Genomic DNA, 12,887 nt, shown 5'->3' with positions numbered 1-12,887 from the left:
TGCCGGATAAACAAAAGGCCCAAACCGGCCGTATGACCGATTTGGGCCTTTTTAGCCTACTGAATTACTTTTCGGTTTGACCAGCGCTCGGCGTATTACCTTGCGTACTAGTACTGGAAGCACTGTCCGATGACGGATCACCGGTATCGAAATCACTGGCACCTGCCGCGAACGGATCCTGAGATATCTTGCCACCATCAATTTCAAACTGACGATGTTGCATCCATGCATCACGAATGAAGATATAGCGGTCACCATGTACAAGATTGTCATCACCCAACAGTGAGGCACGTGTGTTAACGAGGTCTACGAAGTAAAGCCCCCACTTGGCATAGTTGTTATTGATATAGGTAGCGACATTGGTATACCAATCCACAGGCAAGCCGGCAGTATCACGCAAATCGCTTGGCCCCAATAGCGGTAACATCAGGAAAGGACCAGACTTGAAGCCCCATGCCGCCAGCGTTTTACCCATATCTTCACTGCGCTGATGGATGCCCATATCCCCTGCAGGATCAAGCAAACCACCCACCCCAAGCGTCGAGTTTATCAACAAACGCAGGAAAGAAGTACCAGCGATGGCAGGGTTACCCTGCAATACACCGTTAACTGTATTACCGACATCACTCAGGTTACTAAAGAAGTTACCCACCCCTTCACGAACCGGATGAGGAGTCACATCCTGATACCCTTGTGCAATGGGGCGCAGCGCATAATGATCCAGCGTGTCGTTAAACGCAAAAACGCCACGGTTGAAGCCCTGCCAGGGATCATTCGGTGTACCGTTTTTGGTATACATCCCTGTACAGCCGCTCAAAACCACAGAGGCTGTGGCAATGACCAGCAGCTTAGACAAAACCTTCATAGTGTTCCCCAGTATTCTGTACTTTTTTCATTCCATGGGATTTTATGTGTGCATTTGACCAACCGAATAGTTAGCAGCACAACTAATGCCAGTTTAACAGAAAGTTGGTATCCTGGCTTTGAAATCTCAGGCAAATTCCTTGATGGATTCTTTCCATCGCTTTTCGAGTCGCTTAACGGATACGGGCTCCACCGTGCCAAGCTGTTGGGCAAACAAGGATACTCTTAGTTCCTGTAATTGCCAGAAAAACTCATTAAGCCAGGGTTCAGTTATACCGCTCTCTTTCATCCGCGTAGCACGTTCATTGAAACGTGATTCCAGTGTTTGGATCTCGTCCATGGCCAACTGATCACGCCGTACCTCACGCGCGACCTTCTCTAATCGAATTCGCGCACCGTTCAAATAGCGAGGATATTCTTCCAGCCAATTGCCTGCATCAGCAATAAAGCCTTTATATACAAGATTCGCCAATTGCGCTTTGACGTCAGCATAACTACGCGCTACATCCAGGCCAATTCTGGCTTTCTTGATCATTCGCTGAAGATCAAGCACTTCTCTTAACACTTCAGCCAAGAGATGGGTAAGGTGTTGAAAAATGGAGTGCAATTCACTTTTACGCTCAGCTATGCGCTGCGACATGGCTTCAGCAGTGCGGGGAAGTGGGTCATGGGCAAATGCCTCGAGAAAGAGCGCATTCATTAGATCATCCACCAAATCCTTTTTTTGCCCTACCTGGGTGTACATCACCGCCAGAGGTTCGATTGCCTTCGACCGCGCATAAGTCGAGTAAAGCTCAGGCAACGCCAGCATGGCCGCTTTTTTAACCCCTTGCCGATGTTGCGCATGTGCCGTCTCGGGATAATCAAATTGTTTGACCGCAAGCCCTTCCCCAGCATCGGTCAACGCAGGGTAAAGAGTCACACGAATCCCCGCCTGAACCTGCTCTTCTTTTTCAGGTAGAGGGGTGGCCGGCCATTGCGTTAATGGCTGAGGCGGTGTGTTCGAATCCTTACCCGCGGCCGGCATTTGCTCAGCCGCATTCGCCTGTTGCGAGAATTGCTGAATCAGTTGATCGATATCGCGTCCATGGCCCAATAGTTTTCCGGTGGCATCGACCACTCGAATATTGAGCTGAAGATGTGAAGGTAACTCAACCTCCTGCCACAATTCGGCAGGAATCCTCACCCCGGTTTTTTGCCGCAGGAAATCACCCAGAGCCTCCCCCATCAGGCTTTCACACGGTGTAATGGCCTCCAATGCGGCATCCACCCAGTCAGGAATCGGCACCACCTGCCGGCGATACTGCTTGGGCAAGCCTTTTAACAATGCAATGGCCTTTTCCCGACGAAGGCCGGGGACAAGCCAATCCAGACGCGCCCGCGGCAGGGTTTTAAGCATCACCACTGGCACGGTCATGGTTACCCCATCATCACGCTGACCGGGTGCGAAATGGTATCCCAAGGGTAATTCAACACGGTTCAGTTGAAGGGCTTCAGGATAATCGTTTTCCGTGACCTCGGTGGCATCACGTGCCATCAGGGTATTTTTATCCGCAAAGAGGATATGAGGATCCTTCGCTTCTTCTTTCTTGCGCCAACGCTCAAAGGAGCGACTATCAGAAATCCCTTCAGGCAGGCGTTCGTCGTAGAACTGATAAAGCTCTTCATCGTCTACCAGAATATCACGCCTCCGAGCTTTATCTTCCAGCGTCTCGACCTCCTCCACCAGCGCCTGATTATGCGCCATGAAACGAGCGTTGGTACGTAATTCACCTTCTACCAAACCACTTCGAATAAAGATATCGCGCGCTTCCAGCGGATTGATTTTGCCATACCCTACTCGCCTTCGCGCATACACGGGCAAACCAAACAGAGTAGCGCTTTCCAACGCAACGACTTGCCCACGTTTACTTTCCCAATGGGGTTCGGAATGGCTTCGCTTCAGTAGATGCTTTCCTGCCTCTTCAATCCATTCAGGCCTGATACTGGCAACTTCACGCGCAAAAAGGCGGGATGTTTCAAGCAATTCAAAGGCCATGATCCATTTCGGTGTTTTTTTCTTCAGATATGAAGACGGATGAATCATGAACTTGCGATTACGCGCACCCAGATATTCACGCCCTTCCGAGAGCGTCCCCAGATGGGAGAGCAGCCCCGTAAGTAAGGCACGATGCAGTTTTTCATAATCGACCTCCTCACTGACCTTAAGAGTACCCAATCCCAACTCTCGTGCCAGTTGGCGCAATTGTCGATAGGTATCATGCCACTCACGCAAGCGCATATAGTTCAGATAGTGAGTACGACACCAACGCCTTAACGCCGAGGAAGACAACTCTTCACGCGCCGTATTGAAACCGTTCCATAAATTGATCCATGCCGCAAAATCAGAGGCAGGGTCAGCCCACTCACGGTGTGCCTGATCCGCAGCTTCACGCTTTTCAGCTGGGCGCTCACGCGGGTCCTGCACAGCCAGCGCACTCACCACGACCAGAATTTCCCGCAAACATCCTATCTTGTCCCCTGCCAGCACCATACGGGCCAGTCGTGGATCAATCGGTAAGCGAGCCAATTGGCGTCCCAGATGGGTGATTTTCTGTTGTTCTACCGCTTCCAGTTCTTCCAACAAACGAAAGCCATCGCGCACAAAACGCGCATCGGGGGGATCAATAAAGGGAAACCGAGCAATATCGCCCAGTTTGAGCGCTAGCATGGACAGAATAACCGCTGCCAGATTGGTGCGCTTGATCTCCGGGTCGGTAAACGCTGGCCGTGATAGAAAATCCTCTTCCGAATAGAGGCGAATGCATATTCCCTCGGCCACACGACCACAGCGTCCCTTGCGTTGATCCGCACTGGCCTGACTAATGGGTTCGATGGGCAGACGCTGGATTTTGGCACGATAGCTGTAACGACTGATACGCGCCAGACCGGGATCGATTACATAACGAATTCCCGGGACGGTCAGCGATGTTTCTGCGACGTTCGTCGCCAGTACGATACGCCGCCCTGCATGGCTGGCAAAAACACGATTCTGTTCGCTGGCGGACAACCGCGCATAAAGGGGTAGCACCTCGGTATGGCGCAACTGGGCGCGGCGCAAGGTATCAGCGGTTTCTCGAATCTCGCGTTCACCGGGAAGAAAAACAAGTATATCCCTCGGCCCCTGAAACCAATGGCGCTCACGCTCCAGTGTTTCGATCTCTTCTACCGCTTGAAGAATGCCTTCCTGAAGGCTGATATCTTCTTCATCTTCCCCTGCTCTGACCAAAGGACGATACAGAGTATCCACATCGAACGTACGACCGGATACTTCGATAATGGGGGCAGGCACATCCTTACCATTTACCTCTTTGGCGAAATGGTGAGAAAAACGCTCAAGATCAATGGTCGCAGAAGTGATAATAACTTTGAGATCAGCACGGCGTGCCAGCAAACGCTTCAGATAGCCCAACAGGAAATCGATATTCAGGCTGCGTTCATGAGCCTCATCAATGATAATGGCATCATATTTGAGCAAGTCAGGATCATGCTGTGTTTCGGCCAGCAAAATACCGTCTGTCATTAACTTGACGCGCGTTTCCGGGCCCGTATTATCGCTGAAGCGCATCTGGTAACCAACGGCACTTCCCAAGGGCGTTTCCAGCTCTTCCGCCAAACGGGCGGCCACCGAACGCGCCGCCAAACGGCGTGGCTGGGTATGACCTATTATGCCCCGCGTGCCCAAACCAAGCTCAAGGCACATTTTGGGTAACTGGGTTGTTTTACCAGAACCGGTTTCGCCGGCGACTATGATGACCTGATGCTCCTTCAATGCCGCCATGATGGTATCGTGCCTGGCACTGACGGGAAGCCCTTCGGGATAACGAATGCTCAAGGGTTGGGCTTCACGCACTTCTACTTGCCGACGGCTTTTTTCCACATGCTTTCGGGCCTCTAGCAGGCCGCGGTCAATCGGTTGCTGCCGTTCCAGTCGCCGTTGTAACCCTTCCAGCCGTTTTCCAAGCGCATGCTGATCCTTTAACGTCACACTCTTCAGTTGCATTTCAAGCGCTGCGAGCTGAGAACGTTCATTAGCCTGCGGCTGCATGTGATGGATGGATGTATCACTGGAAGAAGCACTATTGCTCAAAGCAACCTCGTGAATCGATGATGTTAAATAAAGACAAGAAGAAAGTAGACGGCGAGAATGCGATCCCTGACTTCTGAAAACTGAATACCAGGAAAGCCGTGTACGCCGGTCATATGAAGCTTCATTCGGGAAAATATGTTGCGACGATCAGTATAGCGCAGGTATCCGATAGAATGCAGGTGACCCGTATATCACTGATAGGAAGAATATCATGGACTAGCGCTTGACTGGACCGCAATGCGCAGTCACCGGAGGGAGTCAGGCATCAGAAAGAGAAAGCCAGACGATTCGAGCACATAGCGCGAGCCCTGCTCCCATCGTATATTCGCTTGGGGTGGCTCATCGCCGAGATGAGCAATCCAGCAACGCAATCGTACAAAAGGATGGGAGCAGGAAAAAGCTTAAAGCGTCGGTTCCTGAGGGCGCTGCTTGTTACCCTGGGCAGCACCTGTTTTCCCTTTGCTGGCCTGGGCGTTGTGATCCTTCCTGGAAGGTTTGCTTTTTCTCGTCCTTACTGCCAAGGTAGCACCCAGCACGGCACCAATAACGGCCCCCACCAGCAAAACGATAAAGGATGTGCCACCGCGGTGCGCGAGAACATCCATCGCCACATTAATGACTGCAGGTGCTAACCCGGTATACGCGGGGCTGTCATGCGTGGCAGCAATATTGAATATCCAGGGTGTCCAGATGATCCCGGCGACGAGCCCTGTTATGGTCCAACGCAACAGGCGCGGCAAAAAGCCTATCGCAAAATAGCCGGCAACCAGCACGATCAATGACAATATGGCGTAATAAAGCCACAACAAGGGCAATGAATTTGACAGTAACACTGAATAAGCTCCAACACTTTGACTTCGCAACGTTTCACGACAGGATGCGTACCCGTTTATTCAACCAGTAATAACAATGTGCGTAAAATGGAGCACTAAACAGCCCACTGATCATCCCTGTACTTACACGACACCACCTGCGTGATATCCGCTGTAAACCGGGTGATGAACACGTTGATTCACTGATTTTCTCTTTGCCAGGTACTATGAAAGCACTTTCGTTACCAAGTTCCCTAGATACACGCCCGCTTGGTCGGGTTATTAAACAATATGCTCGTACTGATGACCCTCAATGGCTCTGGCTGGAAAACACTCAGAATCGGGAAGTCGAGCAATTCCTGAAGGATTCCAACACCGCGAGTGAACAGTGTAGCGCACCTCTGGCAGAGTTCGCAGAAGAACTTTATCGCTCACAGCTATCACGTCGCGAACTGGCCTCTGAAAGCCTGCATATTCCGCAAGAGCACTATACCTATTGGAGCCATATCGGTAAGACGGATGATTACCCTGCCTGGTACCGACATCCCAATGGACATCCCGAACAGATTGAGACCCTTTTGGATCTCCAGCAGCTTTCACAGGATCATGATTTTATCGAACTTGGTGACATAGCTCTATCTTCCGATGAAAATTTCATGGCATGGACGCTCGATACCGAAGGTGCAGAGTACTTCGATCTCTATATCAGGCGGTTACCAGAGGGGAAAGCCGAGTTATTGGTCGAAGAGATGGCGGGTGACGTTATCTGGGCCGAAGATAATCGTACGCTTCTTTATACTGCGGTCGATGCCACACAGCGCCCGAACCGGGTATTTGCACTGGATATTGTCACACGCGAAAAAACCCTGTTGTTTGAAGAGAAAGACAGCGAATTTACTGTCAGTGTCGGTAAAACCCGATCATTGGCGTGGTTAGTCGTTGAAAGCGTTGCCAAGGATACCAGTGAAAGTCATCTGATCCCTGCGGATTCCCCTCTCACGCCGCTGCAGTGTGTTCTGCCACGGGCGTCAGGCCTTGAATATAGCCTTGAGCATCGGCCAGGTATTTTTTATGTGTTGCATAATCGCGATCATCGTCATTTCCAGATTGATGTTGCGGCTGAAGACAAGCCCGGTCACTGGCACCCGTGGCTGGTAGCAGATGAAGAATTGACACTAGAAGGGCTGGATGCGTTTGATTGGGGAATCGTGATCAGCAGCCGCGATCACCGGCAAGCACAGCCCCTTTTGCGTATTATCGAACTCACAAAAGAAGTACCCTCGGATACAGTTTCACTAAAGGCAGCTCATTCACCAGAGTGTTATCTTCGCGATGAGGACATCGAGCTGAATGAAACACCGATAAGCCTGAATATTGATGGCAGCCTGCGCTTCCATGATCGCACCCTGCGTTTGCATGAAGAGTCATTTACGACGCCCTCCCGCAGCGTGTCGTACAATCTGGACACAACTGAACGCAAGATACTGAAACAGCAAATCGTACATGGAGACCTCCAGCCGGATGATCTGGTGAGTTGGCGCATTTGGGCCACTGCCGGGGATGGGGAACAGATTCCTGTCTCGGTCATCATGCGTAAGGACATGGCCAAGAGCGGGCAGCCACATCCAACACTCTTGTATGGTTATGGCGCGTATGGCGAAGCTCTTGATCCATGGTTTTCCGTGCAGCGTCTTGAATTGCTGGCACACGGTGTCATTTTCGCGGTAGCCCACGTGCGCGGTGGGAGTGAACGGGGGGAACCCTGGTATTTGTCCGGCAAGCTTGCCCATAAGGAAAATAGTTTCAGTGACTTCCTGACCGCTCGAAATGCATTGGTGGAAGCGGGTATCAGTGTCCCTGAGCGCATTGCCGCCTACGGTGCCAGTGCCGGTGGTTTGCTGGTCGGCGCCTGCCTGAACAAGGCGCCTGGAGCCTTTTGTGCAGCTGTATTGGATGTTCCTTTTCTGGACGTGGTGCGCACCATGCAGAACCCTGACCTCCCCTTGACAACGTCTGAGTATCAGGAGTGGGGAAATCCCGGAGAGCCTGAGGTTCATGAGCGTCTTCTTCGCTATTCCCCCCTGGATAACATGTTGGATCATGGGTATCCCCCCATGTTGATTCAAGGCAGTTGGCATGACTCACGTGTACCCTATTGGGAACCCGCCAAATGGTTTGCCCGGGTAAACGAAACCCACCCTGACAGAGGCCCTGTCATGCTGTTTACGGATATGGATGCTGGCCATGGGGGGGCCGCCGGTCGCTTTTCGGCATTGAAAGAAAGTGCGCGTCAGGATGCTTTTCTAATCTGGGCGCTCCAGTTCAATACAGGAAAAACCAGGCAGTAAGCTGATAATCGAAAGCTGAAAATGGATAGGTAGCGGATGCGCACGATCGGATAGCCCGCATCCCAATCCATATACGTGCAGTTAATTCACATCGAATAGACCAAAGTGGCATCGTAAGCATGAAGCTGAGGGTAAAATTAAACGTTCAAATGAAGTATATTCAGCATTTATAGTTGAATGATGAGCAGGGATTGGCCATACCGATAGCCACGAAAGGTCCTTGACCAATAACATAGTCGAATAATATACAGCCAGAGAGATCGCGCGTACTACGCGTGAGGAGATAAATCTACAATGTCATCATCCAGTCCGGGTATTGTCGAGTTACTGACACTGGAACCCCTGGAAGTCAATCTGTTTCGAGGACGTAGCCTGGATTTGGGCTTACCCCAGCTCTTCGGTGGACACGTTTTGGCACAGGCGCTCACGGCAGCCAGTCATAACGTCGTACCGGAACGCAAGGTTCACTCATTGCATGGCTATTTCCTAAGGCCAGGAGACGCAAAACATCCAGTGGTATACGAAGTCGATCAAACTCGTGATGGAGGTAGTTTTTCGACCCGCCGTGTTACCGCCATCCAGCATGGCAAGCCCATTTTCTTCTGTAGTGCTTCTTACCAGATTGAAGAAAAGAAAGAGTTGAAACATCAGACACCTCAGCTTCCTGAAGGGCTCCCCACTGCAGAAGAGTTGATTGCGCAGGGCCATGACACGATCGTTAAGCGTGTACCTTTGATCCCACTGGATATTATTCGTTGCGAGATTGATCCCGAAGAATCACGTCAGGCGATCTGGTTTAGAATCCGCGGTGATGCACCCCAGGACCCTGTTCTACATCGTCAGATTCTGGCGTATGCCTCTGACCTTGACCTTCTGGCAACAGCACTGGTTCATCATGGCAAGCAACCGCAAAAGGATGTGCGTTTGGCCACCATTGACCATGCCATTTGGTTCCACAAGGATCTGGACCTCAGCCAATGGCATTGCTATCGCATGTATAGCCCGTGGGCAGGGAATGCACGTGGCCTAAGCCGCGGAGAAGTCTTCAATCAAAATGGGGAACTCGTGGCCGAGACCATGCAGGAAGGTCTGACACGGCCAGTTTAAAGACGCTAGGCATCCCGTTCCCTTGAGCTCTGAATTCCACAAATAACAGAAAATGAATGGAATTCAGAGCGACCACGTGCGGACTGATTTATCGTTACTGAGAAAAACACCGCCATACGCCTTTCCATGTGACACCTCATAATATCCCCCCTAAAGGCGTGTATCTGCCGACACCAAGCAATATTTACCACCGTCACTGTACTTACCCCTGGCTAATCAGAGTAATTGCCCACCTGGCTCAGCTCTAGCGTGACTAATAAGCGACGTCATACGCCCCGTCTTTGTCCTTTGGCTGAAAAAAACGACATAAAAAGTAAGGCTCTCCAAAAAGTGATAGTCTATGCAAACAATTATTTTAAATCGTCACCACATAAGCCGACGACTTCCGCAACACAGCTGTATAAGGATGGCGCTCTATGTCACATTCATCCGTTTCCCCTACTTCACATAAAGGCTTGAATAAAAGAGAGCTGGTTCTCATTGGCATTACGGCAATCTGGGGCGCTTCATTCTTTCTTATACATGCCTCTATGCAGGTGTGTGGCCCCTTGTTTTTTGTGGGAGTTCGCTTCGGCACTGCTGGATTGATCAGCCTTGCGCTATTCCGTAACTCACTGAAACATATTACTCGACTGGAGTGGATCGCCGGTTTGAGTATCGGTGTCTGCATCACATTGGGTTATGGTCTGCAAACCATGGGATTACAAACCATCAGCAGTAGTCGTTCCGCCTTTATGACGGCACTCTATGTTCCCATTGTGCCGATACTCCAATGGGTTATTTTCAGACGTTCATTGAGCCTCATGGGCTGGTTGGGGGTATTGTTGGCCTTTAGTGGGTTGATACTGCTCTCCAATCAGGGGCTGGGTGATTTCAGCATCAGCCGAGGCGAAATTTATACATTACTGTGCACCATCGCCATTGCAGGGGAGATCATTTTGATCGGCCAATTTGCGGGTAATGTCAATGTGCGCAACGTCACCACGATCCAGCTTTTGATGGCAAGTTTACTCTCTTTCGCATTAATGCCAGTCGCCAAAGAATCCATTCCCGCATTCTCCTGGATATGGGTTTCCACGGGATTGGCTTTGGGGGCAGCCAGCATCCTCATTCAATGGGCAATGAATTGGGCTCAACGTGCTGTCACTGCGACTCGCGCAACGTTGATTTATGCAGGTGAACCAGTATGGGGAGGGTTGTTTGGCCGTTTGGCCGGTGACCGACTGCCCGCTATCAGCTTATTGGGTGCAGGGCTGATAGTCCTTGGCGTAGTAGTGAGTGAGCTCAAGCTGCCGAGAAGAAGCAAACATGCAATTGCCAAAGGCAAGGTGGGGGAATAACGCCTTTACCTGGGCGTTTAACGAAGAATGGCAATGATATGCTCTTCGAAATCCTCTTCATCGACTTCATTTTCAGAGATGGCAATACCTTTCACACTAATGCCCTTGCGATGCATGCGTTGGGTATTGCCAGCAATCAACGGGTGCCAGCCTGCCAATCCCCGCCCTTCTGCCATACGCCGATATGCGCAGCTTCCCGGCAGCCAATTAAAGGCAGGCAGGTTCTCACGTGTCAATTGCGTACATTCGGGAACACGTTCGAAGCGGTGCTCATAGTCACTGCATTGGCAGCTTTCAGTATCCAGTAAGCTGCATGAGACATCGAGCAAGGCAACTTCCCCGGTATCCGGATCTTCCATCTTCATGAGGCAACAACGCCCGCATCCGTCACACAAGGCTTCCCACTCTGTATCCGTCAACTCGTCCAGTGTGAACCGTTCCCAAAAATGCTCACGTAAGGGTGTACTTTGATCTTTCCCGTTGTTGTGATGCCCATTGGAAGAGGACTCCTCACACGACGAGGTTTGGCACTCTGGCAGGTGACTGAAATGAGAGTCGGAAGCGGTCATGGGGTTTGTGTATCGTATGTCAGGGTATGGGGATGAAAACCGTTGGGGAAAATCATCTGACGGCATGAATGGAAAAGTCAGGGTTCGGTGGCATCTGCAAGTAAAAGCCCTTGCTTTCAATAGCCTCCATGACCTCCCTGACATCTACACGTGCCAATTTACGTGATTCTGTCAGCAAGACAACAAGAACAGGCCGAGGCGTACCAAAGCGTTCCCACAATTCTGCAGGCAATGATGACAGGTCATTGTCGCGCTCAACATACAAGTACATCTCTTCCCAACGAGAGCTCGCGTATACCTGACACATGATTTTTTCTGACATCGTTACCTGAACCTCCTTCTTCCCGATTTTCTACACCAAGAGCGATATCGCGATGATATATTGCCTTTATGAATGATGCTCTTTGGTCATGAAATGTTTAATCTACTCGTTTTTCGGGTATCTCACATTATCCCGCCCCATGAATTACCCGCCTACAATGCTGTGTGGACAAGTAACATGTAAATTTCTGCTCAGGATGCTGAGGGATTGCTCAGGGACTGCCTGAATGTTGTATCGAGTAATTCACCACGCCACCCCCCCAGCGAACACTCATCAAGCTTTTGGGGATCATGAGCTGCCGCTACAATCCAATCATCGTAATCGCGGCGACGCACCAATACCTCCGGCGCCACATCAAGAGCTTCCGCCTGTTGTTTCACCTTACCTTTCAGTACTTTTTGAGCCTGACGGTAGAATGGCGTAACGGGTGATGCCAACGTGACTACGTCTCGTTTATTTTTCAATGCCTGCGAGATGATCGCCAGTAAGCGGTTGCCATCCTGTTTGATGACAGACCGTTTGAGTTCTCGTATCGTCGCCAGGCCAGCCTTGTCCCGTGGCATTTTCTCAGCCATTTCGAAGAGAACAGCATCCGACACCAACCAGTTCCTTGGAATATCGCGCTCTCGTACCTGTGTTTCACGCCATTCACACAAGGCAGCAAAGACGCCCAACGCACGTTTCGATAACTTCCATGCATTCCGGTGACGCAAGTAATACTGCGAATAGTCAGAAGGCGCCTCAGCACTCTCAATCAACCGTTGGCAATCTTCTAATACCCAGGCAAGACGCTCTTTTTTTTCCAGCGCCTTTTTTTGCAACGCCCAGATGGCCGGCAAATAAAGCACATCCAGTGCAGCGTACTCGTATTGCGTGGATGACAGCGGACGTTTCAACCAATCGGAACGAGTCGCCCCCTTGTCCAAAGGAATGGCCAAATACTTCTCGACCAGCTTTTGGTAACCCATGGCGGGTATTGGCCCTAGCAATGATTCGGCTATTTGTGTATCCATCAAGGGTGTCGGCACACAACCGCCCCACTGGGCCAATACTTCCAGATCTTCACTACAGGCATGTATCAGTTTGAGAGTATCGGATGATTGCATTAACTGCTGAAAGGCGGGTGTTGCCGCTATCGCTACCGGATCGATAAGCCATACCGATACGCCATCACTCAACTGAATCAGAGCAGGAATGGCATGAAACGTTGTTTCACGCATGAATTCAGTATCCAGCGCGATGACCCGACTATTTTTTAAATGCTGACAAACAGCATCCAGTGCACTGGGATCATCAATCCAGTGCGTCATTGACGATACATCAGCCATGGGAATGATGCTCTAATACACAAAAAACAGCGTGAATACCACGCTATCTGAATGAATGATAAATACTG

General features: G+C 50.7%; 9 protein-coding genes. 3 read left to right on the top strand and 6 right to left on the bottom strand.

The features are described 5' to 3' along the window. Nucleotides 1-64 precede the first annotated feature (64 nt). The 3 genes from LMG33818_RS06450 to LMG33818_RS06440 all read right to left on the bottom strand — a co-directional run bounded on the left by LMG33818_RS06450 (nt 65) and on the right by LMG33818_RS06440 (nt 5,826). Complete coding sequence (locus LMG33818_RS06450; protein ID WP_442322530.1) at nt 65-865, bottom strand: MlaA family lipoprotein; 801 nt, start codon at nt 863-865, stop codon at nt 65-67. 126 nt (nt 866-991) lie between these two features. Further along, nucleotides 992-4,951 (bottom strand): ATP-dependent RNA helicase HrpA, encoded by a 3,960-nt coding sequence (gene hrpA / locus LMG33818_RS06445; RefSeq protein ID WP_442322604.1) that lies wholly within the window; start codon nt 4,949-4,951, stop codon nt 992-994. A 443-nt stretch (nt 4,952-5,394) separates the two neighbouring features. Continuing rightward, on the bottom strand, nt 5,395-5,826 hold the full coding sequence (locus tag LMG33818_RS06440; RefSeq protein WP_442322529.1) for a hypothetical protein: 432 nt from the start codon (nt 5,824-5,826) through the stop codon (nt 5,395-5,397). Between the two features lie 194 nt (nt 5,827-6,020). Between LMG33818_RS06440 and LMG33818_RS06435 the strand changes: the two genes are divergently transcribed. The 3 genes from LMG33818_RS06435 (at nt 6,021) to LMG33818_RS06425 (ending at nt 10,600) form a co-directional block, all read left to right on the top strand. Next, the gene (locus tag LMG33818_RS06435; RefSeq protein WP_442322528.1) at nt 6,021-8,153 is read left to right on the top strand and encodes a S9 family peptidase; all 2,133 of its coding nucleotides are present in this window, start codon (nt 6,021-6,023) and stop codon (nt 8,151-8,153) included. A gap of 294 nt (nt 8,154-8,447) precedes the next feature. After that, entirely contained in the window at nt 8,448-9,260 is an 813-nt protein-coding gene (locus LMG33818_RS06430) for an acyl-CoA thioesterase (protein ID WP_442322527.1), read from the top strand. Nucleotides 9,261-9,676: 416 nt separating this feature from the next. Next, nucleotides 9,677-10,600 (top strand): DMT family transporter, encoded by a 924-nt coding sequence (locus LMG33818_RS06425; protein WP_442322526.1) that lies wholly within the window; start codon nt 9,677-9,679, stop codon nt 10,598-10,600. A 17-nt stretch (nt 10,601-10,617) separates the two neighbouring features. On the opposite strand, the gene LMG33818_RS06420 is transcribed toward LMG33818_RS06425, so the two are convergent. The 3 genes from LMG33818_RS06420 to rnd all read right to left on the bottom strand — a co-directional run bounded on the left by LMG33818_RS06420 (nt 10,618) and on the right by rnd (nt 12,819). Beyond that, nucleotides 10,618-11,169 (bottom strand): YcgN family cysteine cluster protein, encoded by a 552-nt coding sequence (locus LMG33818_RS06420; protein WP_442322525.1) that lies wholly within the window; start codon nt 11,167-11,169, stop codon nt 10,618-10,620. 52 nt (nt 11,170-11,221) lie between these two features. Next, nucleotides 11,222-11,491: a YcgL domain-containing protein gene (locus tag LMG33818_RS06415; RefSeq protein ID WP_442322524.1), complete on the bottom strand. Its 270-nt coding sequence runs from the start codon at nt 11,489-11,491 to the stop codon at nt 11,222-11,224. A 191-nt stretch (nt 11,492-11,682) separates the two neighbouring features. Next, entirely contained in the window at nt 11,683-12,819 is a 1,137-nt protein-coding gene (gene rnd / locus LMG33818_RS06410; protein ID WP_442322523.1) for a ribonuclease D, read from the bottom strand. Nucleotides 12,820-12,887 lie beyond the last annotated feature (68 nt).

Origin of the sequence: Cernens ardua, from assembly GCF_051251085.1 — a bacterium.
GTDB lineage: Bacteria > Pseudomonadota > Gammaproteobacteria > Pseudomonadales > Halomonadaceae > Cernens > Cernens ardua.
This window is presented reverse-complemented; position numbering and strand designations above follow the sequence as displayed.